At 61.0% G+C, this 25,770-nt stretch carries 25 protein-coding genes and 2 pseudogenes; 23 read left to right on the top strand and 4 right to left on the bottom strand.

Annotated features, from left to right (window positions below; translation table 11 throughout):
• Window positions 1-113: 113 nt before the first annotated feature.
• The 15 genes from hisD to HMPREF2935_RS12050 all read left to right on the top strand — a co-directional run bounded on the left by hisD (window position 114) and on the right by HMPREF2935_RS12050 (window position 13,217).
• Entirely contained in the window at window positions 114-1,439 is a 1,326-nt protein-coding gene (gene hisD, locus HMPREF2935_RS12115; RefSeq protein ID WP_070733387.1) for a histidinol dehydrogenase, read from the top strand.
• A gap of 2 nt (window positions 1,440-1,441) precedes the next feature.
• Entirely contained in the window at window positions 1,442-2,551 is a 1,110-nt protein-coding gene (locus tag HMPREF2935_RS12110; RefSeq protein ID WP_061923361.1) for a histidinol-phosphate transaminase, read from the top strand.
• Complete coding sequence (gene hisB, locus HMPREF2935_RS12105; RefSeq protein WP_061923358.1) at window positions 2,551-3,153, top strand: imidazoleglycerol-phosphate dehydratase HisB; 603 nt, start codon at window positions 2,551-2,553, stop codon at window positions 3,151-3,153. The genes HMPREF2935_RS12110 and hisB overlap by 1 nt, the downstream gene beginning before the upstream one ends.
• A 14-nt stretch (window positions 3,154-3,167) precedes the next feature.
• Entirely contained in the window at window positions 3,168-3,326 is a 159-nt protein-coding gene (locus HMPREF2935_RS13295) for a hypothetical protein (RefSeq protein ID WP_162839574.1), read from the top strand.
• A 47-nt stretch (window positions 3,327-3,373) separates the two neighbouring features.
• Window positions 3,374-4,567, top strand: a complete 1,194-nt coding sequence (locus HMPREF2935_RS12100) for an MFS transporter (RefSeq protein WP_210385665.1) — start codon at window positions 3,374-3,376, stop codon at window positions 4,565-4,567.
• Between the two features lie 3 nt (window positions 4,568-4,570).
• Window positions 4,571-5,206, top strand: coding sequence for an imidazole glycerol phosphate synthase subunit HisH (gene hisH / locus HMPREF2935_RS12095; protein ID WP_061923352.1), 636 nt, complete (start codon window positions 4,571-4,573; stop codon window positions 5,204-5,206).
• A gap of 15 nt (window positions 5,207-5,221) precedes the next feature.
• Window positions 5,222-6,004, top strand: a complete 783-nt coding sequence (gene priA / locus HMPREF2935_RS12090) for a bifunctional 1-(5-phosphoribosyl)-5-((5-phosphoribosylamino)methylideneamino)imidazole-4-carboxamide isomerase/phosphoribosylanthranilate isomerase PriA (protein ID WP_061923350.1) — start codon at window positions 5,222-5,224, stop codon at window positions 6,002-6,004.
• Window positions 6,005-6,022: 18 nt separating this feature from the next.
• The gene (locus HMPREF2935_RS12085) at window positions 6,023-6,814 is read left to right on the top strand and encodes an inositol monophosphatase family protein (RefSeq protein WP_070733385.1); all 792 of its coding nucleotides are present in this window, start codon (window positions 6,023-6,025) and stop codon (window positions 6,812-6,814) included.
• Window positions 6,815-6,827: 13 nt separating this feature from the next.
• Entirely contained in the window at window positions 6,828-7,592 is a 765-nt protein-coding gene (gene hisF / locus HMPREF2935_RS12080; RefSeq protein WP_070733383.1) for an imidazole glycerol phosphate synthase subunit HisF, read from the top strand.
• The gene (gene hisI / locus HMPREF2935_RS12075) at window positions 7,589-7,951 is read left to right on the top strand and encodes a phosphoribosyl-AMP cyclohydrolase (protein ID WP_070733381.1); all 363 of its coding nucleotides are present in this window, start codon (window positions 7,589-7,591) and stop codon (window positions 7,949-7,951) included. Before hisF ends, hisI begins: the two co-directional genes overlap by 4 nt.
• Window positions 7,952-8,584 (top strand): TIGR02234 family membrane protein, encoded by a 633-nt coding sequence (locus HMPREF2935_RS12070; RefSeq protein WP_061923337.1) that lies wholly within the window; start codon window positions 7,952-7,954, stop codon window positions 8,582-8,584.
• Window positions 8,585-8,653: 69 nt separating this feature from the next.
• Window positions 8,654-9,484: an indole-3-glycerol phosphate synthase TrpC gene (locus HMPREF2935_RS12065; protein ID WP_070733380.1), complete on the top strand. Its 831-nt coding sequence runs from the start codon at window positions 8,654-8,656 to the stop codon at window positions 9,482-9,484.
• Window positions 9,485-9,520: 36 nt separating this feature from the next.
• Window positions 9,521-10,417, top strand: coding sequence for a prolipoprotein diacylglyceryl transferase (lgt, locus tag HMPREF2935_RS12060; protein WP_061923331.1), 897 nt, complete (start codon window positions 9,521-9,523; stop codon window positions 10,415-10,417).
• Between the two features lie 136 nt (window positions 10,418-10,553).
• Complete coding sequence (pyk, locus tag HMPREF2935_RS12055; protein ID WP_070733479.1) at window positions 10,554-11,966, top strand: pyruvate kinase; 1,413 nt, start codon at window positions 10,554-10,556, stop codon at window positions 11,964-11,966.
• 213 nt (window positions 11,967-12,179) lie between these two features.
• Entirely contained in the window at window positions 12,180-13,217 is a 1,038-nt protein-coding gene (locus HMPREF2935_RS12050) for an HNH endonuclease signature motif containing protein (RefSeq protein WP_061923327.1), read from the top strand.
• 211 nt (window positions 13,218-13,428) lie between these two features.
• Here HMPREF2935_RS12050 and HMPREF2935_RS12045 read toward each other — a convergent pair whose 3' ends face one another.
• On the bottom strand, window positions 13,429-15,816 hold the full coding sequence (locus HMPREF2935_RS12045) for a glycogen/starch/alpha-glucan phosphorylase (RefSeq protein WP_070733379.1): 2,388 nt from the start codon (window positions 15,814-15,816) through the stop codon (window positions 13,429-13,431).
• A 77-nt stretch (window positions 15,817-15,893) separates the two neighbouring features.
• The gene (locus HMPREF2935_RS12040; RefSeq protein ID WP_070733377.1) at window positions 15,894-17,096 is read right to left on the bottom strand and encodes an amidohydrolase; all 1,203 of its coding nucleotides are present in this window, start codon (window positions 17,094-17,096) and stop codon (window positions 15,894-15,896) included.
• Window positions 17,097-17,132: 36 nt separating this feature from the next.
• Here HMPREF2935_RS12040 and HMPREF2935_RS12035 point away from each other — a divergent pair, with 36 nt between their 5' ends.
• Window positions 17,133-17,531 (top strand): hypothetical protein, encoded by a 399-nt coding sequence (locus HMPREF2935_RS12035; protein ID WP_062044039.1) that lies wholly within the window; start codon window positions 17,133-17,135, stop codon window positions 17,529-17,531.
• Here HMPREF2935_RS12035 and HMPREF2935_RS12030 read toward each other — a convergent pair.
• A pseudogene (locus HMPREF2935_RS12030) lies at window positions 17,497-18,617 on the bottom strand (glycerate kinase). The gene HMPREF2935_RS12035 and the pseudogene HMPREF2935_RS12030 overlap by 35 nt on opposite strands.
• Before the next feature lie 138 nt (window positions 18,618-18,755).
• Here HMPREF2935_RS12030 and gdhA point away from each other — a divergent pair.
• Window positions 18,756-20,096 (top strand): annotated as a pseudogene (gdhA, locus tag HMPREF2935_RS12025) (NADP-specific glutamate dehydrogenase).
• 93 nt (window positions 20,097-20,189) lie between these two features.
• Window positions 20,190-20,939: a DivIVA domain-containing protein gene (locus tag HMPREF2935_RS12020; protein WP_070733376.1), complete on the top strand. Its 750-nt coding sequence runs from the start codon at window positions 20,190-20,192 to the stop codon at window positions 20,937-20,939.
• Between the two features lie 60 nt (window positions 20,940-20,999).
• Here the strand turns inward: HMPREF2935_RS12020 and HMPREF2935_RS12015 are convergent, their stop codons facing one another.
• Window positions 21,000-21,614: a hypothetical protein gene (locus HMPREF2935_RS12015; RefSeq protein ID WP_070733374.1), complete on the bottom strand. Its 615-nt coding sequence runs from the start codon at window positions 21,612-21,614 to the stop codon at window positions 21,000-21,002.
• Between the two features lie 174 nt (window positions 21,615-21,788).
• Between HMPREF2935_RS12015 and HMPREF2935_RS12010 the strand changes: the two genes are divergently transcribed.
• Genes HMPREF2935_RS12010 through HMPREF2935_RS11990 form a run of 5 tightly spaced genes read left to right on the top strand, consistent with a single transcriptional unit; the run spans window position 21,789 to window position 25,765 of the window.
• The gene (locus HMPREF2935_RS12010; protein WP_235591055.1) at window positions 21,789-22,343 is read left to right on the top strand and encodes a YceD family protein; all 555 of its coding nucleotides are present in this window, start codon (window positions 21,789-21,791) and stop codon (window positions 22,341-22,343) included.
• A complete protein-coding gene (gene rnc / locus HMPREF2935_RS12005; RefSeq protein ID WP_070433275.1) occupies window positions 22,340-23,110 on the top strand; it encodes a ribonuclease III in 771 nt (256 codons plus the stop codon). Before HMPREF2935_RS12010 ends, rnc begins: the two co-directional genes overlap by 4 nt.
• Window positions 23,110-23,931 carry a bifunctional DNA-formamidopyrimidine glycosylase/DNA-(apurinic or apyrimidinic site) lyase gene (gene mutM / locus HMPREF2935_RS12000; RefSeq protein WP_070733373.1) on the top strand — a complete coding sequence of 274 codons (822 nt, stop codon included), beginning with the start codon at window positions 23,110-23,112 and terminating at the stop codon, window positions 23,929-23,931. The genes rnc and mutM overlap by 1 nt, the downstream gene beginning before the upstream one ends.
• Before the next feature lie 37 nt (window positions 23,932-23,968).
• Window positions 23,969-25,486, top strand: a complete 1,518-nt coding sequence (locus HMPREF2935_RS11995; protein WP_070733371.1) for an alanine/glycine:cation symporter family protein — start codon at window positions 23,969-23,971, stop codon at window positions 25,484-25,486.
• Window positions 25,487-25,765 (top strand): acylphosphatase, encoded by a 279-nt coding sequence (locus HMPREF2935_RS11990; protein WP_070733367.1) that lies wholly within the window; start codon window positions 25,487-25,489, stop codon window positions 25,763-25,765.
• Window positions 25,766-25,770: the final 5 nt, after the last annotated feature.

Raw genomic sequence — 25,770 nt, 5'->3', positions numbered from 1 at the left:
CGATAGTGCAATAAGGGGAGAGAAGCTGTGGCCCAATTCTATTACCAAAACTCGCCCTACCGCTGGGGAATCGGCGTTAGTATATTGGTCTAGCTATAGAAAGGGCTCGGACTATGTTGCACACCATCGATCTGCGCGGAAAGACTTTAAGCCCCGCCCGCCTGCGCCGAGTCATGCCACGCGGCGGCGCTGACGTTGCGGCTTATCTGGACAAGGTAGCACCGATGGTGCATGCGGTGCGGGAAAAGGGCGCGGCTGCGGCATTGGACTATGGCGAGCATTTCGATCGTGTACGCCCGGCCGCCGTGCGCGTTTCCCAAGCCGCGCTCACTGCAGCCGCCGCCGGGCTGGAGCCTCGGGTCCGTGCCGCTATCGAGGAATCCATCAAGCGCGTGCGCAAGGTGCACGCGGAGCAGAAGCCGGCCGCGCACACTACGACGCTTGGCCCGGGAGCCACGGTGACGGAGGTCTTCCAGCCGATAGAGCGCGTGGGCCTTTATGTTCCAGGTGGCAAGGCGGTTTATCCTTCCTCGGTCATCATGAATGCCGTTCCCGCGCAGGAGGCGGGCGCTTCCAGCCTGGTGGTGGCCTCGCCGCCGCAGGAGCAGTTCGCTGGCATGCCGCATCCGACAGTGCTGGCAACCTGCCACATGCTGGGCGTCGACGAGGTATGGGCCGTCGGCGGGGGACAGGCCGTAGCCTTGCTAGCCTACGGCGATGAGGAACCGGTGACGGGCGAGGCCTCCCTCGAGCCGGTAGATATTATTACTGGCCCTGGCAATATCTTCGTCACCGCAGCCAAGCGCCTGGTACGCGGCGTGGTGGGCACCGATGCGGAGGCAGGGCCCACAGAGATTGCCATCCTCGCGGATTCCACGGCAAACCCGGTCTATATTGCCTACGATCTAATCTCCCAGGCAGAACACGATCCGCTGGCGGCGAGCGTGCTCATCACTGACTCGCCGGAGCTTGCCGCGCTTGTCGACGCCGAGGTTTCCATGCGCTACCTTGTCACCCGCAACGCCGAGCGGGTGCGCGAGGCGCTGGAAGGCCAACAATCGGGAATCATTCTGGTCGATGACCTAGAGGCCGGAATCGCGGTTGCCAATGCCTATGCCGCAGAGCACCTGGAAATCCACACCAATGATGCCCGCGCTGTGGCCGAACGCATTAAGCATGCTGGCGCGATTTTCGTCGGGGAGTACGCACCGGTGCCGCTGGGGGATTATTCCGCAGGCTCCAACCACGTGCTGCCAACTTCTGGAACTGCCCGCTTTAGCGCCGGGTTATCCACTCATACTTTCCTGCGCCCAGTAAACCTCATCGAGTATGACCGAGCGGCGCTGGCAGAGATCTCTGACAACGTCATCGCCTTCGCCGCCGCCGAACAGTTGCCAGCCCATGGCGAATCCATCGCCGCCCGTTTTCAAGGAATATAGCCATGACCCAACTTTCTGATCTGCCCCTGCGTAAAGAGCTGCGCGGCAAGTCTGCCTACGGTGCGCCGCAGCTGCGTGTGGCCAACCAGCTCAACACCAACGAAAACCCTTATTCGCCTTCTGCCGCCCTCGTAGCGGATCTCGTGCGCAGCATCGAGGAGCAGGCAAGCACGCTCAATCGCTATCCGGATCGCGACGCCACCGAGCTACGCCGCGCGCTGGCTGAGTACTTAAGCGCCCAAACCGGCACCAAACTGAAAGCGGAAAACCTCTGGGCGGCAAATGGCTCCAACGAGGTTCTGCAGCAACTCCTGCAGGCCTTCGGCGGCCCAGGGCGTAAAGCCCTGGGCTTTAGCCCCAGCTACTCCATGCACCCCATCTTGTGCGCGGGCACCCACACCGAGTTCATCGATTGCCCACGCGGTGCGGATTTCCGCATCGACGTGCCCCGAGCACTGGAAGCTATAGCGCAGCACCGCCCCGACATCGTGTTTATCACCACGCCGAATAATCCCACCGGCGATGTCACGCGTCTTGCAGACATCGAAAAACTGGTCCAGGCCGCGCCGGGAATCATCATCGTGGACGAGGCCTACATGGAGTTTTCTTCCTCGCCCTCGGCTGCCCACTTGATTGCGAAATATCCCACCAAGGTGGTGGTCTCGCGCACCATGTCCAAGGCCTTCGACTTCGCCGGCGGGCGCCTGGGATACTTCGTGGCTGACCCAGCCTTCATCGAGGCCGTTATGCTCGTGCGCCTTCCTTATCACCTTTCCACGCTTTCCCAGGCCGCGGCCATCGTCGCGCTGCGGCATAGCGCTGAGACACTGGAAACGGTGCACAAGCTGGCCACGGAGCGCGAACGCGTCGTCGCCAAGCTGCAGGAGCTGGGATATTTTGTGGTAGAAAGCGAGGCCAACTTCGTGTTCTTTGGCCGCTTTGCAGATCAGCACGCGGTCTGGGAGCGGTTTTTGAGTAGCGAGGTGCTGATTCGCGACGTCGGCCAGCGCGGATTTCTGCGAGCCACCATCGGGCTGCCGGCAGAAAACGATGCCTTCCTTGCGGCGGCAGCGAAACTTAGCGGTACAGTAACTGCGGAAGGAGAAGACTAATGGCAAACCGCATCGGCAAAGCGGAAAGGGTGACCAACGAGTCCCAAATCCGCGTCGAAATAAACCTCGACGGCAGCGGGGACGCAGACATCAGCACCGGCCTGCCATTCTTCGACCACATGCTGGGCGCGATGTGCACCCACGGCAGCTTCGACCTCATGGTCCACGCCCAAGGCGATACCCACATCGATGCCCACCACACGGTGGAAGACACCGCGATTGTGTTGGGCCGCGCGCTTGCCGACGCCGCCGGCAACAAAGCTGGCATCCGCCGCTTCGGTTCGCAGCTTTTGCCCATGGATGAGACATTGGTAGAAGCAGTGGTGGATCTTTCCGGCCGCGCCTACTTCGTGATGAACGGCGAGCCGGAGCATCTACAATGGCAGATTATTGGCGGCCACTATGCCACAGTCATCAACCGCCACTTCTTCGAAACATTGGCCACACACGCGGCAATGACCTTGCACCTCAACGTGCGCTACGGGCGCGACCCGCACCACATCACCGAGGCAGAATTCAAGGCGGTAGCCCGTGCGCTGCGGCAGGCCGTCGAACCGGATCCCCGAGTAAAGGGGATTCCTTCCACGAAGGGAGCTTTATAATTTCTGGGAACTTTTTGATTTTGGTCCTGTTCTTGGTGGCAGGACTTCTTTTTGGTGGTGCCTGGTCTGCTTATCAGCAAGGCTCTAAGTTCTTTACCATCGTGGCTGCTGTGCTCGGCGCGGTATCCATCGCAGCGGCGCTGGCGTGGATGTTTGGTGTGATGGGCCAGTGAGCAACGCGAAGCAGTCCATCTGGAAGGTCCCGGGCTATACCGCCACGATGGTCGCCGTTGCGGCGGCCTTTGGCGCGTGGTCCATTCTGCTGCCGGTGGTCCCGCTGGCGGTTCTAGACTCGGGCGGCTCGGCAACCCTGGCAGGCGCCTCGACCGGCGCTTTCATGGCTGCCACGGTTATCACCCAGACTTTGACCCCGCGCATGTTGCGTACCTTTGGCTACCGTCCCGTCATGGCGGCGGCCGCGCTGCTGCTCGGTGTTCCGGCCTTCGGCCACTTGCTTGGTAACGCCGCCGTTGTCGTGCTTGTCTTTTCCGCCCTGCGCGGGATTGGCTTCGGCGCGTTGACAGTTTCGGAAAGCGCGCTGATCGCAGAAATCGCCCCCTCGCGGCTGCTGGGCAAGGCCACCGGAATGATTGGCGTCTTTGTCGGATTCGCCCAGATGGTCTTCTTGCCGGCTGGCATTGCGATGGGGCAGGCTTGGGGCTTTGAAACCGCGTACATCACCGCTGGCATCATCGGCATCATTGGCTTCGTGATGTGTTTGCGTGTGCCATCGCTGAAGGCGGCGTCGTCAAGCGTGGCGAACCGTGAGACCGGAGCCGTCGCTCCGATGTGGAAACTCTTCGCCGTGCCGGCCCTAGCTCTTACCACCTTCTCCATGAGCTACGGCGTGGTCTCCACGTTCATCGCCCCCGCGGCGCGAGAACTGGACCCAGCCACCGGCGCGGCCGTCGGCGGCCTGCTGCTTTCCTTAGTGGGTGCTGCGACGATGGTGATGCGTTACTTCGCAGGCGCGGTGGCAGACCGCCTTGGCAAACCCGGCACTTTGTATATCCCGGCCCAGCTCGCGGCCGCCGGTGGCGTGGCGTTGATTGCCTTCACGCTCGCGCAAGGCTGGTCGCTGTGGCTGCTGGTTTGCGGCGCCGTAATTTTCGGCGGTGCCTTTGGCATCGCGCAGAACGAGGCACTGCTGGCGATGTTCGACCGCGCGCCTCGCGAAAAGATTTCCGAGGCCTCTGCGGTGTGGAATATTTTCTACGACGCGGGCACCGGCCTGGGCTCCACGGTGCTGGGCGCGTTGGTCGCCAGCACCGGCTATAGCGGCGCGTTTGGTGCGGGCGCCGCGATTATCGCGGGCGGGCTGTTGCTGACCGTCAGCGATACGCTGCTGGGACGTACCCGCGTTAGCGAGACACACGATATTAAGACCCGTTTGCGAAGGTTGCGTAAGGTATAGCCCATGACAGGCAAGAATGTTGTTGTGCTGGACTACGGTGCCGGCAATCTGCGTTCGGCGCAGCGCGCGCTTGAACACGCAGGCGCGCAGGTCACCGTCACTGCGGATCCCCAGGTGGCCGTAGCTGCCGACGGCCTCGTGGTCCCCGGAGTCGGCGCCTTTGCCGCGTGCATGGAGGGGCTGAAAAGGGCCCAGGGCCCGCGGATCATCGGCCAGCGCTTGGCCGGTGGCAGGCCGGTGTTGGGGATCTGCGTGGGCATGCAAGTGCTTTTCGACGCCGGCTTCGAGCACGGCATTGCCACCGATGGTTGCGGGGAGTGGCCCGGCCGGGTGGAAAAGCTGCAGGCTGACGTGCTTCCGCATATGGGCTGGAATACCGTGGAATTTGCTGCGGACTCGGCGATGTTCGCGGGGATTTCTCCGCAAGAGCGCTTCTATTTCGTGCACTCCTATGCGGCCCGCCGCTGGGAGCTGGAAACCGAAATCACCGAGCCGCCGCGGGTGGCCTGGGCTGAGCACGATGGGGACCGTTTCGTGGCGGCCGTGGAAAATGGCGCGCTGTGGGCCACCCAGTTCCACCCGGAGAAGTCCGGCGAGGTAGGAGCGCAGTTGTTGCGCAACTGGATTAATACGCTTTAAGTAGGATTTGAAACCATGACCTTTACTTTGTTGCCGGCCGTCGACGCCGTTGACGGCCAGGCTGTGCGACTTGACCAAGGCGCGGCCGGAACCGAAAAGAACTATGGCACCCCGCGCGAGGCCGCGCTCAAGTGGCAGGAGCAGGGAGCTTCATGGCTGCACTTTGTCGACCTCGATGCGGCTTTTGGCCGCGGTTCTAATCACGCGCTGATGGCGGAGATCACCGCGGAGCTTTCGATGCAGGTGGAACTGAGCGGCGGAATTCGCGACGATGAGTCTTTGGAGCGTGCGCTTGCCACCGGTGCGCGGCGGGTCAACATCGGCACCGCGGCGCTGGAGAAACCGGAGTGGGTCGAGGAAATGCTGGAAAAGCACGGCGACAAAATTGCCGTGGACTTAGCGGTGCAGCTAGAAGAAGGCGAGTGGCGCTGCCGCGGCAACGGCTGGGTATCGGATGGCGGAGACCTCTGGGAGGTACTCGAGCGCCTCGATGCGGCAGGCTGCCAGCGCTTCGTGGTCACCGACGTCACCAAAGACGGCACCCTCGAAGGGCCCAACGTGGAGCTGCTGCGTGAGGTTGCTGCGGCTACCGAGGCAAAGATTACGGCCTCGGGCGGCATCTCTAGCCTGGATGATCTTCGCGAGCTGGCGCTGTATGAAAACGAGGGCATCGATTCCGCGATTGTCGGGAAAGCGCTCTATGAGCAGCGCTTTAGCCTCGAAGAAGCAATCGCGGCGGTGGCGGAGGTAGAGCCGCTGCCGGAAGAGGATTACATCGACCCCATTGACACCTATTAAAGCGAGGAGCGCCAATTCATGACTCAACCGCGTGAGCTCGTGGCTTTTGCCGAGGCGGCCGTTGACCAAGTAAGCGAATTATTCCGCGCCGGCCTCGGCGCGCCGCCTGCCCATTTCAAGGGCGAGGGCGATTTTGCCACGGAAGTGGACCTGCAGATCGAGGCGCAGCTGCGCCAGCATCTCACCCAGCTCACAGGCATTCCGGTTTATGGCGAGGAGTCTGCCTCGCCTTCCGGCGTGTTTGCGTCCGAGGAGACCATGTGGGTGGTCGATCCCATTGATGGCACTGCGAACTATTCCGCGGGCAACCCGCTGTGCGGCGTTCTGGTCAGCCTCATCCATGACTCCCGCCCCGTAGTTGCGGTGGCGGACTTCCCGCTGCTGACGCGCCGCGTGGTGGCTGCCGAGGGCATGGGCCTGCGCTCGGTTGGCGGACCTGCCACAGGCTTTGGCGGCGGCGCGGATTCTCTCGGTTTTGACGAAGGCCGCGGGCACGTCGGCTGCTCTTCGCACCTGCCCATGGATATCTTCCACGAGCTGCGCGAGACCGGGCTGCGCCCACGCATGACCGGCTCCGTGGGGGTTGATTCGGCTTTCGTGGCGCAGGGCGTCTTCGACGGCGTGGTGAACTTCTCGCCGCATCCGTGGGACAACGCCGCGGGCGCTCTGCTCATCAAGGCCGCTGGCGGCATCGCGACCGACCCCGAAGGCAACGACTGGGCACCGGGCGCCCGCGGTCTGGTCGCCGGCACCCCTCAGGTGCACGCCACGATTCTCGACATCGTGGCCCGCCACAGTCAAAAATCTTAAAAAGGAGGATGCCATGGCCTTGGCCGTGCGTGTTATCCCTTGCCTCGATGTGGACAACGGCCGCGTGGTCAAGGGCATAAACTTTGAAAACCTGCGCGATGCCGGCGACCCAGTAGAGTTGGCCGCCCGCTACGAAGAACTCGGTGCCGATGAACTGACCTTCCTCGACGTCAGCGCCTCGAAAGAAGGCCGGGGCACCATGCTCGAGGTGGTGCGACGTACCGCAGACCAGGTCTTTATCCCACTGACCGTGGGCGGCGGCGTGCGTTGCATCGACGACGTCCGTAAGCTGCTGCGCGCCGGCGCCGATAAAGTAGCCGTCAACTCCGCGGCGTTTTCCCGCCCGGAGCTGCTGCGCGAGCTTGCCCGAGTCTTCGGCTCCCAATGCATCGTCCTATCCGTCGACGCCCGCAGAACCCCACGCATGCCTTCCGGCTTCGAGGTCACCACCCACGGCGGCACGCGCTCCGCTGAACTCGACGCCATCGAATGGGCGACCCGCGGCGCGGAGCTGGGCGTCGGCGAGATTCTGCTGAACTCCATGGACGGTGACGGCACGAAGGCAGGCTTCGACATCGAGCTCATCAAAAAGGTGCGTGCTGCGGTGTCTATCCCCGTCATCGCCTCCGGCGGAGCGGGCAAGGCGGCCGACTTCCCACCGGCTATTGCAGCTGGCGCCGACGCCGTCCTCGCGGCCTCCATCTTCCACTTCGGCGAGGTGGAAATCGCCGAGGTGAAGGATGCCCTCGCGGCGGCCTCCTACGAGGTACGCAAGTGAGTAGCCCGGAAGACTTCGAGCTAGACCCGGGCGTCGCTAAGCTGCTCAAGCGCAACGCCGACGGCCTGGTTCCCGCCATCGCCCAGTCCGAACAAGGCGAGGTGTTGATGTTGGCATGGATGGATGACCACGCACTCGCGCACACCTTGGCCACGCGCAAGGGCACCTATTACTCGCGTTCGCGGCAGGACTATTGGATAAAAGGCCAGACCTCGGGGCATACCCAAGAAGTACTGGGGGTGCGGCTGGATTGCGATGGCGACACCATCCTGATTACAGTTCGCCAAGAAGGCGCGGCCTGCCATACCGGAGACCGCACTTGTTTCGATTCTCGTGACCTTTTGGGAGGCGCATTTTAGATGGCACGCCGTCTTGGCCCACTTTTAATTGCTGCAGGCGCAATCCTGCTGTGGCTTTCATCCCGCATGACGTGGGCTACCGCTGCCGTAGAAGACGATAAGTCCGGCTCCAGCACCGTCGACATGGTGGGTTCCTTCTGGTCCCTCGAGCTAATCGCGCTGACCCTTGTGCTGTTGGCCGGTTCGGTCGCCGTGGCGGCCCTGCGTCGCACCTCCCGCCGCATCGTGGCCGTCATTTGCGCGCTGGCCGCAGCCGCCGTGGCGTGGAGCCCAGTCTCCCTGCTGACCTACGGCGCCGACGCCGCTCGCGCCCAAGAACTCCTGCGCGCCGGCTCCTCCGACGAGAATGCCGTCAACGGTGCGCATATCTCCGAGTGGGCCACCGTCCTCAGCACCGAGGCCGCAAAGGCTGGCCCCATTCTTGCCATCTTCGGCGCAGCGTGCGCGCTGTTTGGGGCGATGCTGCTGGTGCGCAAACCGGGCGTCGACAAGCCCCGCTCGACCAAGTACGAAAGCCCGGCCGCCCGCCAGGAGCGCATCGCCGAGGAACTAGAGACCACCACCGATTCCGGTCGCGTGATGTGGGATGCGCTCGACGCCGACATTGACCCCACGGACGTAAAACGCCCCTGAATTTCTATTTCGCGGGCCATCGCGATAGCCTAAGTGTGATCTCAAACGCCCCTGTGGAGGGAGGTGCTGATGTCCACTCCGATCGCCGTAGACCACCTGATAGCAGGTGTGCTTGACGACGTCGCCGTGCGCGAAGCCCGCGTCTCCTTCCAAGACATCAAAGCGCGCTCGCGTTCCATGAGCGAGCCTCGCGACGTCCGCGCTGCGCTGTTGCGCCAGGGCTGCTCCGTGATTACCGAAATCAAACGCGCCGTGCCTTATGCCGGCGAAATCGCACACCTGGACTCTCCGGAGTCGGTGGCGCAGATGGCCGCGCAGCTAGCTGCCACGGGGGTCCACCTGATGGCCTGCCAGACCGACAGGCGGCGCTTCCACGGTTCTTTGGAGGATATGCGCCAGGCCCGCGAGGCGATCGATATCCCGATGATTTGCCGCGACATCATCGTGGACCCGTACCAGATCCACGAGGCGCGCTGCTATGGCGCGGATGCGGTGCCGCTGCAGGTGGAGATCTTGGAGCAAGCGCGGTTGGAGGCGCTGCTCGATCGCATTGAATCGCTGGGAATGACCGCAATTTTAGAGGTGCGCACCTGTGATGAAGTCGACCGCGCCATCAAGGCCGGTGGCAGCGTGGTGGCCATTAACGCATGGTCGGTGGCCTCGGATGCCATCAACCGCGAGGCCTTCTCCGAGATTGTGCCGGGGCTGCCGGAATCCATCGTGCGCATCGCAATCGGCGGAGTGAATTCGCCACGTAACGTGTTGAGATATGCCTCCCAGGGCGCCGATGCGGTGCTGGTAGGAGAGGCCATCATGGCGGCCCAAGACCCCGCCGCCGCGGCGCGTTCCTTGGTCGCTGCTGGCCAGCACCCGGCGTGCCCTTCGCGGAAGTCTCTTTAGTGGCTTTGTCCCGCCGGATAAGGCAAACTGTCTAGCGTGCAAATTCTGGCAAACATCCCGTCCCCGCCGCAGGGCGTGTGGCATTTAGGTCCGTTTCCGCTGCGTGCTTACGCACTTTGTATCATTGTCGGCATTCTGGTGGCGATGTGGATGACGCAGCGCCGCTACGTTGCGCGTGGCGGCAATTCCGATGTCGTGTGGGATGCAGCCATCGTTATCATCCCGGCGGGCATCGTCGGCGGGCGCTTGTATCACGTGATTACGGATCACCAGAAGTATTTCTGTGCCGACTGTAACCCGGCCGACGCCTTGAAAATCACCAACGGCGGCCTCGGTATTTGGGGCGCGGTGGCGCTCGGCGTGTTCGCGATTTGGGTGATGTTCAAGATTAAAAAGGTGCCCATGGCGCCGTTTGCCGACGCCGTCGCTCCCGGCCTCATCCTTGCCCAAGCCATCGGGCGGCTCGGCAACTGGTTTAACCAGGAGCTTTACGGCCGGCCCACCGACGTTCCGTGGGCGCTGGATATTTACTACCGCATCAACGAGGCAGGGGAGTATGCGCCGGTCTCGGGCCGCTCAACTGGGGAAGTAATAACGTCCGTGCACCCGACCTTCCTCTACGAGCTGGTCTGGAATGTTGCCGTGTGCTTGTTCTTACTGTGGGCGCAAAAGGCGTGGAAGCTGGGGTACGGCCGAGTGTTTGCGCTCTATGTGGCGGGGTATACGCTGGGTCGTTTCTTCGTTGAGAATATGCGCTCGGATGAGGCCACGATGGTCTTCGGCCTGCGAATCAACGTCATTGTTTCAGTAGTGCTTTTCATCGTGGCGCTGGTGGTATTTTTCAAGCTTCCGCGCGGGCAGGAGACTCCCGCTGAGGTAGATCCTGCGCGTAACGGGCCGAAAGCGCTCGGTGAGTCGCAGGAATCACACTAAGCAGTGTACGTTGCCCATTCATGCCCGCTTTTAAGCGGGCATTTCTGGTTTTGTTGGCTTTGGCAGTGGCCGTTGCCGGCGAACGCGGGTAGGTTGGGTTTCGTTAGCATTCCCGATGTGAATAGGGCTTTTAATGTTGGATAGAAGAACCAAAATCGTTTGTACCTTAGGTCCCGCTGTGGCAAGCAAGGACGGAATCCTGCGCCTCGTGCAAGAGGGCATGGACGTCGCTCGCCTTAACATGTCCCACGGCGAGCACACCGACCACGAAGCCAATTATCGCTGGGTACGTGAGGCCACCGATGAAACTGGCCGCGCCGTCGGCATCCTAGCCGACCTGCAGGGCCCGAAAATTCGCCTGGGTCGCTTCATCAACGGCGAGGAGATGTGGGCAGATGGTGAAATCGTTCGCATCACCGTCGACGACGTCGAAGGCACCCACGACCGCGTTTCCACCACCTACAAGAACCTCGCGAAGGATGCGAAGGCCGGCGACCGACTGCTTATCGACGACGGCAAGGTCGCCGTGGTCTGTAAAGAAGTAGATGGCAACGACGTCGTCTGTGAGGTCACTGAAGGTGGCCCCGTATCCAACAACAAGGGTGTTTCCCTGCCCGGCATGGATATCTCCGTGCCGGCTCTATCCGAAAAGGACATCACCGACCTGCGCTTCGCTCTGCAGCTCGGCGTCGACATGATCGCGCTGTCCTTCGTGCGCTCGCCAGCCGACGTCGACCTAGTCCACGCCATCATGGACGAAGAGGGCCGTCGCGTGCCGGTCATCGCGAAGCTGGAGAAGCCGGAGGCGGTCGATGCTCTGGAGTCCATCGTCCTTGCTTTCGACGCTATCATGATTGCCCGTGGTGACCTGGGCGTCGAGGTGCCGCTCGAGCAGGTGCCGCTGTTCCAGAAGCGCGCCATCCAAATCGCGCGTGAAAACGCTAAGCCGGTCATCGTGGCAACCCAGATGCTGGATTCCATGATCAGCAACCTGCGCCCGACCCGCGCGGAAGCATCAGATGTGGCCAATGCCGTGCTCGATGGCGCCGACGCCGTCATGCTCTCCGGCGAAACTTCCGTGGGCATCGACCCACAGAACGTCGTGCGCACTATGTCTCGTATCGTGCAGAACGCTGAGTCCGATGGCCAGGTGCCGCCGCTTTCGCACGTTCCGCGCACCAAGCGCGGAGTGGTGTCGTACTCGGCGCGCGACATCGCTGAGCGCCTGAATGCGAAGGCAATCGTTGCCTTCACCACCTCCGGCGATACCGCAAAGCGCGTGGCGCGTTTGCACTCCAAGCTGCCGCTGCTGGCGTTTACCCCGTTCCCGGAGGTGCGCTCGCAGCTGGCCCTGACCTGGGGCGCACAGACTTTCCTGAGCGATGCCGTGGACTCCACCGACGACATGATGGCTACCATCGACCGCTCGCTGCTGGCCATGGATAGTTACAAGGAAGGCGACCTCATCGTCGTCATCGCTGGCACCCCGCCGGGAATTGCGGGCAACACCAACATGATTCAGTGCCACATGTTGGGTGAAAGCCGCTAACCGAGCTCCTTGAGCGCGCTTCGCCGGCGCTCGGTAATCGCTGGCCCGTCAGCCCTGTGGCCTTCCTGCTTTTGCGCAGGGAGGCCTCTTTTTGTGGATAACTTTGTGGCCGCGTCATCGGAAAGCGCGTTTTAGCCTCTTTTAGGCGAAGTTATCCACAGACCAAAAATTGATGCTTGTGGCGGTCTTGTGAGTGCTTTTAGCGTGAAAGGTATGAACCTTCAGACGTATTTGCAAGCACGGGCGCGCGGCGTGGATCTTCTCGCCGAGGCGGCCGCGCTAAGCAAGTCTGAAATCATGGCATTAGGCGCAAGCCCCGATGACGCCGACCATCTCATCCGCCTCGCCGAGCCTTATTTTGGCAAGACGCCGTATACCCGCAAGCAGGCTCGTGCGCTCGCCGGCGCGCGGCGCCGTGGCCATGGATTGAGCGTGCTGGCCCGAATCGAAAAATACGTCGCGCGGGTGCGCAACCACCATCACGCGTGGGACCTAAGAGTCGAGTTGTGCCACGTGCCAGCCAATAACGTGGACGGGCTCGCGCGCGCTCGGCTACGCGAGCTCCTCACTCCGCCGCAGCCCCAGCCGCAGGTATCGCATACCCGGTACTCCAACGGCCTGGGCGCAATCCGTATCACCGATAAGGCGATGACCATCGAGGACTTTCGCGCCATCATTTCGCATGCGGACGGCGCCCTTGAGGGTTTTCGCGCGTTGGTGGCCGGAAACGCGAGCGGCGGGGCCGTTAAAGTATCGACCTCGGCGATTGTTTATCTTGACCAACTCGACCGCATCGTAAATGGTGAGGGTGAGGAGGTCACCATTGAGCTGAGTAACGGCGCGGTGGTCTCTGGCGCGCAGTATATTCAGCGCGCGCTGGCCCAGCATGGGGAGGCCGTCCTCGTGCATCCGCTGGCTGGGCCGGTCGATGCTTTCCGAACCCAGCGCATCGCAAACGATAAACAGCGTGCCATGCTCAAAGCGAAGTTCCGCGAGTGTGTGTGGCCGGGATGTTCCGTGCCTTTCGATGACTGCCAAATCCACCACATTGAAGCCTGGAACCACGGCGGGCACACCAACCTCCAAAATTTGGTGCCACTTTGCGCCTATCACAACGGGCTCAACCAGGATGACCCGCTAGGGCCCGCGCATCGCGGACGCATCACGCTTATCGACGGCCGCCTTGCCTGGCTTTCACCCAAAACCGGCAGGCCGTTGTTTCTAAAACACAACCTCCGCCCGCCACCCTAGGTTTGCGCCGGGCCGCCCCTGCCGGTCGCTCGTGCAAACGGAGCCACGGGTTGCACGGCGGGGGTGTCAGTAGCGGCGGTTGAGTAGCGGCGGTTGAGTGGCGGCGGTTGAGTGGCGGGGCCGCGTAGGGCGGGGAAAGCCAAAAAGGCGCTAGGTGAAATGCCTAGCGCCTACTGGTCGTGGTTACTTACTAATTGGGGTGGGGTCGTGGTTACTTACTAATTGGGGTGGGGTTGAGCTTCCAGACTTCGGCGGCGTAATCGGCAATCGTGCGATCAGAGGAGAAGCGGCCGGAAAGGCAGATATTCAGCCATGCCTTCTTGGCCCAGTCGAGTGGGGCGTCGACGTAGTCCTGCGCCATGCGGTCGCGGGTCTTCCGGTAAGAGTCGAAGTCACCGAGAACGTAGTAGGTGTCTTGGGCGTGGATGCCCTGGCCGTCGAGAAGCGAGGAGCGCAAGTCGCCGAACATACCGGAATTCTCGTGGCCTAAAGTGCCATTGTTGAGGGCGTCCAGAACGCGCTTCAAACCCGAGACGGATTCGTAGAGCTCGCCAGGGTTATAAGACTCTCGCAGCGCTGGCAGCTCCTCGTTGGAAGCGCCGAAGATATACGCGTTGTCTTCGCCGACTGCCTCTACGATTTCGACGTTTGCCCCGTCCATCGTTCCCAAGGTGAGCGCGCCATTCATCATGAACTTCATGTTCGAGGTGCCGGATGCTTCCTTACCCGCCACCGAAATCTGCTCCGAGATGTCGGCGGCCGGGATGATGTGCTCGGCAGGGGAGACGTTGTAATTTTCCACGAACACAACGCGAATGACATCGCGGGTGTCCTCGTCGTTATTGACCAGCTCAGCGATGGAGTTGATGAGCTTGATGATCTCCTTAGCACGGACATAGCCCGGGGCGGCCTTCGCACCAAAGATGAAGGTACGCTTCGGCACGGACTCGCCGTCTTCTTTGATACGGAAATACAAGTCCAGGATATAAAGCGCATTCAACAGCTGACGCTTGTACTCGTGCAGGCGCTTGATCTGCACGTCGAAGATAGAATCCGGGTCGACTTCCGCGCCCTGATGCTGCATGATCCACTCTGCGAAGTCGACTTTGTTTTTGTGCTTTACCTCCATGAGCTTGCGCAGAACCTTCTTGTTCTCAGAAAGCTGGGTAAGCGAGGCAAGTGAGTTAAGGTCGGTGACCCACTCATCAGAACCGGACTGCTTGGTCAGAAGTTTCGCCAGGCGCGGGTTACACATCTTCAGCCACCGGCGAGGCGTGACACCGTTGGTCTTGTTGTTGAATTTCTCCGGCCACAATTCATGCCACTCGTAGAGCGTGTCGGCCTTGATGATCTCCGTATGCAGGGCGGCGACGCCGTTGATAGAAAACGCTGCGTAGCAGGCAATCCACGCCATGTGCACCTGCCCGTTGGATACCGGCGCCATGTATTCGATGCGCTGGGAATCGATGCCCCGAGCTTCCATATCCAGCCGGAAACGACGGTCGATTTCTTCCACCAACTGCCAGATGCGCCAAAACAGCTTCTGGAAAATAGACACTTCCCAGCTCTCCAGCGCCTCGGCGAGAACGGTGTGGTTGGTATAAGCAAAAGTCTCTGTGACAACCTGCCAGGCATCGTCCCAGGATAAGCCGTGGTCGTCGAGAAGCAGGCGCAAAAGCTCTGGAATCGCCAGCACTGGGTGTGTGTCGTTGAGCTGGATGCAGTTGTACTTCGCGAATCCGCGCAGGTCGTCGCCGTGGTGGGCGATGTAGTTATCGATCATCTGCTGCAGCGAAGCAGAAACGAAGAAGTACTGCTGGCGCACGCGCAGCACCTTGCCCTCGTAGGTCGTGTCGTTGGGGTAGAGCACTCGGCAGATGTCCATGACGCGCTCGCGCTCGACGATGGCGTCGGTAAACCGCTGTGAGTTGAACGCATCGTAGTCGAATTCGTCGATGGGTTCGGACTTCCACAGGCGCAGGGTGCCGACGTTGTCGGTGCCGTAGCCGGTAATCGGCATGTCGTAGGGAATCGCGCGGACGTCCATGTCATCGAAGTGCACACGACGCTGATCGGAAGCACGGCGAATGACAAACTCGTAACCGTTTTCCATCCATGCGTCGGGCTGCTCCTTTTGGTGCCCATTGTCAAAGGACTGGCGGAACAAGCCGTAGCGGTAGAGCAGGCCGTAGCCGGTGACTGGGTAGTCCTGCGTGACCGCCGAATCGAGGAAGCAAGCAGCGAGTCGGCCTAGGCCACCATTGCCGAGGGCGGCGTCGTGCTCGGCCTCGAGGACGTCGGAAAGCTCGCGGCCGGCTGCCTTCGCTGCGGCCTTGGCTTCGTCGACCAAGTCCAGGTTGGTGAGGTTATTAAGCAGCGCGCGGCCTTGCAGGAACTCGGCGGAAAAGTAGTGCTGCTGGCGGGTCGCAGAGTAGGCAGCGCGGGTAGCTTCCCAATTGTCAGCGATTTCGGCTACGACAGCAGAAGATAAGCCGGACCAGAATTTGCGCTGGCTGGCAGCAGAAGGGCTAACCCCGGCAGCGGAGCGCACGTGTGCGGGGACAGTGGACTGAAAAGCAGAGTGCTTGGGCTGGCTCATTTATTACCTATCTGGTTCTTTAAGAGAATGGAAAATACCGTGTGCCAGCTTATCCGGCCTTGAGCGCAAGCGCTTGCTTAATTTGCGAGGTAGGCCAGCACCGCTGCTGCGGCGGCTTGGGTACTCGATGCCACGGTGGGTTCATAATCGGGCAGGAATATCGCTTGGTGGTTGACGGGTGGGTTATCTGCCAGTTCCGCGGGTGTCGAGCCAATAAACCAGAAATAATACGGCACACCCCAAGCTTGGGGGAGGTAACAAAAGTCCTCGGAGGCCGTTGAAGGTTCGGCTGTACCCGAGGCCGCGCCGAAGACGGCGTCGAAGACTGCGCGCACGGTTTCGTGGGCGGCAGGATCGTTGTCGGTGACTTCGCCGTGGGCAAAGTACTCGAATTCCGGCGGCTTGGGGGCGTCGGAGGCTTCGCATTCCGCGCGCACCATTCGCTCGAGGGAGGCATACACACGCTTGGCGACGTCCGGTTTGTAATAACGGGTATTCAACACCAGCTCGGCGGTCTCAGGAATGATGTTGTTTTTATCGCCTGAATGCAGCTCCCCTACAGAAATGACAAAGAAGTCATGCGGTGCCACCTCGCGCCCAACGATCGCTTGCAAACGCGTGATGACCATGGCGGCGATATAGGTCGGGTCAACGGCTGCGTGCGGCATCGAGGCATGTGCCGAGCGTCCGTGAATGGTGATGCGCAGGGAGTCGCAACCGGCCATGATTGCTCCGGAGCGGGACAGAACATCGCCTGCTTTGCCGGGCATAACGTGTTGGCCGAGGCAGATGTCGGGTTTCGGGACGCGGGTAGTAAGCGAATCGGCCAGCATATATTTTGCTCCCATGGAAGATTCTTCTGCTGGCTGGAAAAGAGCGAGGAAGGTGCCGGACCAGGCGTCGCGGTGGGCGTCGAGAAGCGCGCAGGCTCCCAGCAGCGCTGTAGTGTGCATGTCGTGGCCGCAAGCATGCATGTTGCCGTTGCGGGAGGCGTATGCAACTGCCGTTTCCTCTTGCACGGGCAGCCCGTCGAAGTCAGCGCGGAAAAGAGCGGTGGGGCCGGGACCGTTGCGGAAGATGGCCACAGCTCCGAAGCCGCCGATGGGCTGGACAATCTCGCAGTCGAAAGTGCGCAGGCGCTCAAGGATTCGACCGGCGGTGCGCTCTTCTTCGTGGGAGAGCTCAGGGTGAGCGTGAAGGTCCTCGTAGAATTCGCGCTGCCAGCTAAGGTCTACGCGGGAGTCTTTCAAGAGGTTTGCGATTTTGGTGGAATCTGCCATAGCTAATCTTCTTTTCGTTAGGGTAGGGTTACCTACATGCCAATTATTCAGTTTGATGTTCTTGTGCCGGATGCCCAGGCCGAGCGAGTGGCGGAGGTCTTTAGCACCGCCACCGAAAAGCTGGTTGCAAATGAAACGCTGGCCGCTGCCCGCGTAACCCGCGAGGAAAATCCCACCTTGCCGGCCGGCTTGGAGGAGCAGTTGCGCCAAACCTACCGCGACGAGCACTTCGACCGCGAACTAGAAGATGCCAACGTTTATCGCTACAACATTGAGGTCGACGGCGTGAAGGGATCCGTGAACCAGCTGACGATGGTGCTCGCGCGACTTCTCACCCCGCACGCGGTGTTGCCGAAGGACCACGTGCTTTTGGAAGATGAGGTCGCGCACGAGCGGCCGGCTATTTTTCCGTGGTCTGTACAGGTGCAACCTTAGCTGCCAGCGCGTGGGCGGCGGCGCGCAATTGCTCCACGACGTCGCCTTTCGCGGCGCCTTGCGCATTGTCGAGCTCGACTCCTACGGCGCCGTGGGGAAGCGGCGATGCGATGGAGCCTGCGATGACGCCGACTGGCGTTTCGCCGGCTAGCTCGGCGACGGTACCGACAACTTTGCCGGTGAGGGATTGCTCATCAAAGCGGCCCTCGCCGGTGACAACGAGGTCTGCCTCGGCGAGTTTCGCCGACAGGCCGATTTTTTCTGCCACATACGCGCCGCCGGGGACTACTTCGAAGTGTTCTTCGCTTCCCCAGAGCGTTTGCGAAAGCCAGCGCAAAGCGATGGGGATGCCGCCTGCGGCGCCAAAGGATTCGGCGTTTTCGTCGGTGCCGGTTACTTCGCAGAGGCGAAGAAGAGCGCCCGCGAGCAGCGCGATGTGTTCTCCCTCGACGCCTTTTGTGGGCCGTACATGGTAGCGGCCTGGATAGGCACGGCTCGGGTATCGGCGAGCAGGGTGTAGTCAAGGGCACCGGCCTTGATGTTGAGCTGGGCGGTGTCGATGTTGTCGAGGCGAACGAGGGGAGCACCGCCCTTGGGTAGCGCGTAGCCGCGCTCGTCGTGTGCCGCAGCACCAAGTGCGGCGAGGATGCCCATTCCGCCGTCGATGGTCGCGCTGCCGCCAAGACATAAAACGATGTGCTTAGCGCCGCGGGCTTCGGCGTCCACGATGAGCACTCCGGTGCCGTAGGAATCCGAGTGCAGTGGGTCGAGGTCATTGGCGACGGCGGGCAGCCCGGTGGCGGAGGCGACGTCGATTAGCGCATGCTCGCCGGCCAGGAAGTAGCTGGCTTCGGTCAGCCGCCCGCGGGCGTCGGTAGTGGGCAGTGTAATCGTTTGCACCTCGACGCCGGAAAGGCTGGCGGCGGTGGCGAGGATTTCGGAGGTGCCTTCGCCGCCGTCGGCCATGGGGCAGGTGGTGATGGTGGCGTCGGGAAGGGCCTCGCGCAGACCGCCAGCGATGGCTGCCGCGGCCTGCATTGCGCTTGCTGTCCCTTTGAAAGAGTCCGGTGCGACGATGATATGCATGCCGAAAAGTATAGGTGGCCACTAATTCGTGGGCGGTTTTACCTCGCGGATACTTGCACTTTTGGTCACACGATAGAAAACTGTTTGGTGTCCTGTAAACCACCGATTCGGCACCCTCGCCGGCGAAAGGCGCACCAGATGCACATCGAAAAGCAAATTTCCAACTACTACGACATGCTTTTAAAGCGAAACGCCGGCGAGCCCGAGTTTCACCAAGCCCTCTCCGAGGTACTGGATTCGCTGAAGATTGTCCTGAACAAGGATCCGCACTACGCCGACTACGGCCTGGTCGAGCGCCTATGCGAACCCGAGCGCCAGCTCATCTTCCGCGTTCCCTGGACCGATGATCGTGGAAACGTTTGCGTCAACCGCGGTTTCCGTGTGTAATTCAATTCCGCACTGGGCCCGTACAAAGGCGGGCTGCGTTTCCATCCTTCGGTGAACCTGGGCATCATCAAGTTCTTGGGCTTTGAGCAGATTTTTAAAAACTCGCTGACCGGCCTGCCCATCGGTGGCGGTAAGGGCGGTTCTGATTTCGACCCGAAGGGCAAGTCGGATGCGGAAATCATGCGCTTTTGTCAGTCCTTTATGACGGAATTACACCGCTACATCGGTGAATATCAGGATGTTCCGGCAGGCGATATCGGTGTTGGCGGGCGCGAGATTGGTTACCTGTTCGGCCAGTTCCGCAGGCTGGAAAATCGCCACGAGTCTGGCGTGCTGACGGGCAAGGGGCTGTCCTGGGGTGGCTCCCTGGTGCGCACCGAGGCCACCGGCTACGGCTTGGTCTATCTCACCGCAGAGATGATGAAGACCCACGGCGAGTCCTTTAGCGGAGCAAAGGTCATTGTCTCTGGTTCCGGAAACGTGGCGATTTACGCGGCCGAGAAGGTCCAACAGTTGGGCGGCACCGTCGTAGCGATGTCTGACTCCGCGGGGTATGTCGAAACCCCAAACGGCGTTGACATCGAGCTGCTGAAAGATGTCAAGGAGATTCGCCGCGAGCGCATTAGCGTATATGCCCAGGAGGCAGGCGTGAAATATGACGAGGGCGGCAATATCTGGGCCACGCCTGCCGACGTTGCGTTGCCGTGCGCTACTCAAAACGAGCTCGACGTCGACGCCGCGCGGCTGCTGGCAGAAAATGGCGTGTGCTACGTCGCCGAAGGTGCGAACATGCCGTGTACCGCAGAAGCGACGCACTTCTTCGTGGGCTCGCAGGTTAAATTCGCGCCGGGCAAAGCCGCGAATGCCGGCGGCGTGGCCACCTCTGCGCTGGAGATGCAGCAAAATGCATCGCGCGATTCGTGGTCTTTTGACTACACCGACAAACGATTGCACGAAATCATGTCGAAGATCTTCAAAAACATCGACCGCACCGCGCGGGAGTATGACATGGAAGGCGATTATGTCGCGGGCGCGAATATCGCGGGCTTTAAGAAGGTGGCTGATGCGATGTTGGCGCAGGGCGTCGTATAGCGCTGCTTAAAGCCTGAAGTCGAACTTTAGATTTTTATTGCAAGTGCCGCGTGGGAAACGTGTGAAAAAAGTTTCTTTGGTTACTCTGAGCGCATGTACCGCGTATTTGAGTCCCTAGATGAACTTGTTCGCAATCTGGAGCAGGCCTACTCCGTTCCCATGACGGCCAACTGCATGGTCCCGCGCCACGAGATGCTCGCGCTTCTCGACGACCTCCGTAACGCCCTGCCCGTCGAAATGGACGATGCGCAGGATGTCCTAGATAAGCAGGACGAAATCTTGGCTGGCGCGGAGGAACGCGCTGCGCAGATTGTCGCGGATGCAAACGCGCAGTCTGACGAGATTATGGCGCGTGCGCAGGAAGACTCTGACGCCATGCTTTCCGACGCCCAGCAGCGCTCGACCACCATGGTCGCCCAGGCGGAAGACGATGCCAGCGCCATGATCGAAAGCGCGCGTGCCGATGCGGACCGCACCATCGCGCAGGGTAACCAGGAGTACGAGCGCAGCGTCGCCGCAGGCCAGGCGGAGCAGGAACGCTTGGTCTCTGAGTCCGAGGTGGTCCGCCGCTCGAACGATGAGGCGCAGCGCATTGTGGAGACCGCCCACACCGAGTCGAATCGTTTGCGCACCGAGTGTGATGAGTTTGTCGATTCTAAGCTCGGCGAGTTTGAAAGCTCTCTTTCCGGCCTGCTGCGTACCGTGAACTCTGACCGTCAAGCGCTGCGCCGCGGCGCGGGCGTGCGTTCCCGCATAAGCGATCCGCGCGCAGATGTGCGCAGCGAGTACCGCACCGACCGGGGCGAGCGCGGCGAGTACCGCGCCGAAAGCTCCGAGCGCTAGGAACGCTAAGACCTATAGCCCGGATGCGTCAAAGCGCCGAGAGCTTCCGGCACCCGGGCGCTAGCGCGGCGATTGCATACTCTGTTTGCATAGGGTTTGCATAGGTCGGCTGCGGCGCGGAGACGATGGTCCTTGCTGGTGGCCAGACGGTTTGTCGTACACCGTCTGTTCATCAGCTGGGGCCATCGTCTTTGTAGCAACGGCGATCGCCGCCGATACCGCAGCGGGAAAACCGAACACGCCCCACATCAATGCAAACGTTTCCATAGGCGTACCCGCGATGAGGCGCACAGAAAATAGCGCCTCCACCAAATATTGCCCTGCGACAACGCTCAAAATTCCGCCGAGCGCCGTAGCAACGGACATGAGAACGCCTGATAGTCCTTCGCGCGCATTCCAGGCCAGCCACGCGGTGCCAAGGCCTAAGAGCGCGGAGGCGACAATCATCGTGATGTCGAAGGGCAGCGGAAGCGCCACGAAAGCACCAATCACAAACCCCAAACCCAGACCGCGATAGGCCAGGGAGCGCAGTGCCATCCCCGGCCGTAGGCGGCTGCGGCGGTATCGCAGATATGCGATTGCGCCAAGCGCTACCACCGGCAGCGCACAAAGCAGAGAAAACGCCCATCCAAGCTGGGCTAATTCGCTGTTTGGTGCAGTGGTGCCGTAATTCATAGTCCCCAGACTAAGGCCCCCTAAGCCATTGGGAAACCACCTGCCTTTAGTGCATAAGACCTTGTGCGGTGCAGTTCAGGCAACACCCAGATAGCGGGCAAAAGGCGGCGTCGGCAAGCGTGGGCAAAGCTCTGCTAAAAGGATAGCGCCGCACAATGTAGGCTAAGAGACGTTATGGCAGATGTATTGGAATCACCGCTGAAATTTAACGTGGCCGAGCTCTTGCGTGGCCAGGGCGCTGCCGCAATGCCGGAGCAGCGCGTGCAGAAGGGCCCTGCGCCCGAACGTATCGGCGTCGAGATGATCGCCGTTGCAAAAGGCGACGAGATTACGGTCGACGCTACCTTGACACCCCTGGGATCGGGCGTGCTTGTCGACGCCACGGTTACCGGCACTCTCACCGGCGAATGCGCTCGTTGCTTGCGCCCGCTGCAGCCGCAGCTGGATCTGCAGGTCTCGCAGGTTTTTGCTGCAGACGAGTCTTTCATCAGCGGCGACGAACTCGATGATGAGGATGCAGGCTCTGGCGATGAAGTTCCTGAGGTCGTAGACGACGAAATCGATTTACTGCAGACTGTCATCGATGAAGCTGGCCTGAGCTTGCCTTTCGCGCCGGTGTGCGAGGAAGGCTGCGACATAGAGATGCCGGAGGGTGTTTCCACCGGAGTCTCTGGGGAAGAGGAAGACAAAGTCGATATCCGTTGGTCTGGACTGGAGAAGTTCCTGTGAGCAAGAAGAAGAAGCTGACCGGCGAGGAAGCCCTCAAGCAGGCCTATAGCGCCGTCGATCATGGCCCGTTGCTGCAGGCATTGGGCATCGACCTGGCCGATGAAAACTTGCGTCTGGCGCTGACCCACCGCTCTTTTGCCAACGAAAACGGGTACTTGCCCAACAACGAACGCCTCGAGTTTCTAGGCGACGCTGTCCTTGGCCTGTCCGTGGCTTCGAAGCTCTACGAGCAGTATCCTTCGCGTCCGGAATCGGATATTTCGAAGATGCGCGCTTCCATCGTCTCGCGATACGGGCTTTCCGATATCGCTCGCGAGATTGAGCTGGGCCAACATATCCTGCTGGGCAAGGGCGAGCAGTCCACCGGCGGCCGCGACAAAGATTCGATTCTGGCGGATACTACCGAGGCCATCTTCGGCGCGATTTATCGCCAGCACGGCTTTGAGGTCGCGCGCGATGTCATTTTGCGCCTGTTCCAGAAGAAGATCGACAACGCTGTCGTCTCCGGCCGCCACATGGACTGGAAGACCAACCTGCAGGAGCTGTGCGCCGAGCTGAAGGCCCCGATGCCGGTCTATACCGCTACCTCGACCGGCCCAGAGCACGACCAGACCTTCACCGCGGTGGCTACCGTCGCAGGCCTGACCGTGGGCAACGGCGTTGGCCACAACAAGAAGCTGGCCGAGCAGCAGGCGGCGCAAGAGGCGTGCGATACTCTGCGCGAAACTCCGCTTTTGGTCCAGGGCACCGCTAACCGTGAGAATTAATGCCTGAACTTCCAGAAGTCGAGTCCGTCCGCCGCGGGCTGGAGGCCTATCTTCCCGGCCGCCGCTTCGAGTCCGTGAAAGTCTTGCACCCGCGGGCCAACCGCGGCCAGGATGGCCCCTTGGAACAGCTCCTAGCCGGCCGCGAAATCGCGAATGTGGCACGGCGCGGCAAGTTCATGTGGCTGGAATTTGTCGACGAAGACCTTACGGATCCCGGCCGCGATGTGCTTTTCGTACATCTCGGCATGTCCGGCCAAATGCGGGTGGGGGAGACGGACTCGAAACATGTACGCATCGCGGCGTCGTTAAGCGGCGGCGTCCAGCTGAACTTCGTGGACCAGCGCACCTTTGGATATTGGTTGCTGGCCCCCTGGACGAAGATCGCGCACATCGCGCGGGACCCGCTAGAGCCGGACTTTGACCTTGTTGCCACGGCGCGGCGGCTGCGGGGGAAGAAAACGGCGGTGAAGACGGCGTTGTTGGATCAGACTGTGGTCTCGGGAATCGGCAATATTTATGCCGACGAGGCGCTCTGGTTAGCCCGCATACAGCCCCAAAAGAAGGCCTCCACGCTGCGCCAACGCGACGCAGTTGCGCTTGTCGACGCCGCCGCGACCGTCATGCGCGCTGCCCTTAAAGTCGGCGGCACCAGCTTCGATGCGCTTTATGTCAACGTCAATGGCGAGTCGGGTTACTTCGACCGCTCTTTGCATGCCTACGGCCGCGGCGATGAGCCGTGCGATAGGTGTGCGACGCCGCTAAAAAGGGTGGTTGTGGGCAGCAGATCTACCCACTATTGCCCCCGCTGCCAAACCTATTAATGGATCGATAGGGGATATATAGCGTTTAATATTCCACATGGAATTTATTGAGAACGCTGTGACAACGTTCAACGATTCGGTATGGACTTATCTGATCCCGTGGATCTTGATTGCTGCGGGACTATTTTTCGGCTTTAGGACTGCGCTCGTACAGGTGCGCATGGTCCCGCAAATGTTCAAGGCTGTGGTGGAACGTCCGAAGGGCGTCGGCCGCGACGAAGATGAGGACTACGGCGGAATCTCCGCTTTCAAGGCTTTTACCATTTCGGCGGCCTCGCGCGTGGGCACCGGCAACGTCGCGGGCGTGGCTGTGGCTATTTCCGTGGGCGGACCTGGTGCCGTGTTCTGGATGTGGCTGATTGCCATCCTGGGCGGTGCGACGGCGTTTATCGAGTCCACCCTGGCTCAGGTGTGGAAGGTCCGTGAAGGCACTGCTTACCGCGGCGGCCCGGCTTATTACATGAAGCGTGGCCTAGGCTGGGGCCCGCTTGCCGCTATCTTCTCTGTGGCCATCGCCTTTACCTTCGGCTTTGTCTACAACGCATTCCAGACCAACGCCATTGCCGATTCCATCGCGTTCTCCTTCGGCCGTGACGACTTCTCCTTCCGCTTTATCATCGGCGGCGTTATCGCTGCTATCTCCGCTCTCATCATCTTCGGTGGTGTGCAGCGTATTGCGAATATCACTCAGGTCATCGTTCCGTTTATGGCGATTGCCTACCTGCTCATCGGTGGCTTCGTTGTCGTGGCCAATTTTGACAAGGTCCCGGGCATGATCGGTGACATCATCGGCCACGCCTTGGGCTTCAAGGAAATCGCCGGCGCCGGTCTAGGCACTGCCATGATGAAGGGAATCCAGCGCGGCCTGTTTTCCAATGAGGCCGGCGAGGGCTCCGCGCCGAACGCCGCAGCTACCGCCGCCGTGTCGCACCCAGTCAAACAGGGGCTGGTGCAGACCTTGGGCGTTTATTTCGACACGCTAGTTGTCTGTTCTATCACCGCCTTCATCATCCTGCTGGGGCCTACCGTCAACTACGGCGCGGAAGCCGAGGGTGTTTCCCTGACACAGGCTGCACTGGCTTCTGAGGTGGGCGATTGGGGCATCCATTTCGTCAGCTTCATCCTATTCTTCCTGGCATTTTCTTCGATTCTGGGCAACTACTACTTGGCAGAGGCCAACGTGGAGTACTTAACCCGCAAAAAGAGCCTGCTGATCCTCTTCCGCCTCGTGGTGCTCTTCTTCGTATGGTTTGGCGCCGTGGGCTCTTTGCCTTTGGTCTTCGCCCTGGCAGATACCGGCGCGGCAACGATGGTATTCCTGAATATTCTTGCCATCGTTCCTTTGTCCGGCGTGGCCATCAAGCTGCTGAAGAACTTCAACGAACAGCGTCGTGACGGCGTGGACCCGATTTTCCATCGCGACATGATGCCGGAACTGAAAAACGTCGAGTGCTGGGACGGCTCTGACCCGGTTACCCGCCGCAGCCCGGAGGACCGCAAGCACTTGCAGCACAAGTATGACCTGTCGGATCGCACCAATCTACGGGAGTACTAAATGCAACGCCTGACCGCTTTCGTGCACGGTACGGTCCAAGGCGTTGGCTTCCGCTGGTGGACGCGCTCTCGGGCCCTCGAATTGGGTCTTGCGGGCCACGCCACGAACTTAAAGGGCGGGCGCGTGCAGGTTGTTGCCGAAGGCCTGCGCGAGGACTGCGAGCGCCTGCTCGAGTTATTGCGCGAGCAGCCTTCTACTACCAAGCGCCCGGGAACCGTAACCACCGTGGTGGAGCAGTGGTCGGACCCACGCGGTGAGAGCGGCTTTATCGAACGCTAGCGCCT

Source organism: Corynebacterium sp. HMSC076D02, assembly GCF_001813815.1.
Classification (GTDB): domain Bacteria; phylum Actinomycetota; class Actinomycetes; order Mycobacteriales; family Mycobacteriaceae; genus Corynebacterium; species Corynebacterium simulans.
Note: the sequence above shows the minus strand (reverse complement) of the source record. Positions and strands in the feature narration are given on the sequence as shown.

What these genes read in the sequence shown, in the direction of transcription:
- hisD (WP_070733387.1), top strand. Translation starts at nt 114, where the DNA reads ATGTTGCACACCATCGATCTGCGCGGAAAGACTTTAAGCCCCGCCCGC.
- HMPREF2935_RS12110 (WP_061923361.1), top strand. Translation starts at nt 1,442, where the DNA reads ATGACCCAACTTTCTGATCTGCCCCTGCGTAAAGAGCTGCGCGGCAAG.
- hisB (WP_061923358.1), top strand. Translation starts at nt 2,551, where the DNA reads ATGGCAAACCGCATCGGCAAAGCGGAAAGGGTGACCAACGAGTCCCAA.
- HMPREF2935_RS12100 (WP_210385665.1), top strand. Translation starts at nt 3,374, where the DNA reads ATGGTCGCCGTTGCGGCGGCCTTTGGCGCGTGGTCCATTCTGCTGCCG.
- hisH (WP_061923352.1), top strand. Translation starts at nt 4,571, where the DNA reads ATGACAGGCAAGAATGTTGTTGTGCTGGACTACGGTGCCGGCAATCTG.
- priA (WP_061923350.1), top strand. Translation starts at nt 5,222, where the DNA reads ATGACCTTTACTTTGTTGCCGGCCGTCGACGCCGTTGACGGCCAGGCT.
- HMPREF2935_RS12085 (WP_070733385.1), top strand. Translation starts at nt 6,023, where the DNA reads ATGACTCAACCGCGTGAGCTCGTGGCTTTTGCCGAGGCGGCCGTTGAC.
- hisF (WP_070733383.1), top strand. Translation starts at nt 6,828, where the DNA reads ATGGCCTTGGCCGTGCGTGTTATCCCTTGCCTCGATGTGGACAACGGC.
- HMPREF2935_RS12070 (WP_061923337.1), top strand. Translation starts at nt 7,952, where the DNA reads ATGGCACGCCGTCTTGGCCCACTTTTAATTGCTGCAGGCGCAATCCTG.
- HMPREF2935_RS12065 (WP_070733380.1), top strand. Translation starts at nt 8,654, where the DNA reads ATGTCCACTCCGATCGCCGTAGACCACCTGATAGCAGGTGTGCTTGAC.
- HMPREF2935_RS12050 (WP_061923327.1), top strand. Translation starts at nt 12,180, where the DNA reads ATGAACCTTCAGACGTATTTGCAAGCACGGGCGCGCGGCGTGGATCTT.
- HMPREF2935_RS12045 (WP_070733379.1), bottom strand. Translation starts at nt 15,816, where the DNA reads ATGAGCCAGCCCAAGCACTCTGCTTTTCAGTCCACTGTCCCCGCACAC.
- HMPREF2935_RS12040 (WP_070733377.1), bottom strand. Translation starts at nt 17,096, where the DNA reads ATGGCAGATTCCACCAAAATCGCAAACCTCTTGAAAGACTCCCGCGTA.
- HMPREF2935_RS12035 (WP_062044039.1), top strand. Translation starts at nt 17,133, where the DNA reads ATGCCAATTATTCAGTTTGATGTTCTTGTGCCGGATGCCCAGGCCGAG.
- HMPREF2935_RS12020 (WP_070733376.1), top strand. Translation starts at nt 20,190, where the DNA reads ATGTACCGCGTATTTGAGTCCCTAGATGAACTTGTTCGCAATCTGGAG.
- HMPREF2935_RS12015 (WP_070733374.1), bottom strand. Translation starts at nt 21,614, where the DNA reads ATGAATTACGGCACCACTGCACCAAACAGCGAATTAGCCCAGCTTGGA.
- HMPREF2935_RS12010 (WP_235591055.1), top strand. Translation starts at nt 21,789, where the DNA reads ATGGCAGATGTATTGGAATCACCGCTGAAATTTAACGTGGCCGAGCTC.
- mutM (WP_070733373.1), top strand. Translation starts at nt 23,110, where the DNA reads ATGCCTGAACTTCCAGAAGTCGAGTCCGTCCGCCGCGGGCTGGAGGCC.
- HMPREF2935_RS11995 (WP_070733371.1), top strand. Translation starts at nt 23,969, where the DNA reads ATGGAATTTATTGAGAACGCTGTGACAACGTTCAACGATTCGGTATGG.
- HMPREF2935_RS11990 (WP_070733367.1), top strand. Translation starts at nt 25,487, where the DNA reads ATGCAACGCCTGACCGCTTTCGTGCACGGTACGGTCCAAGGCGTTGGC.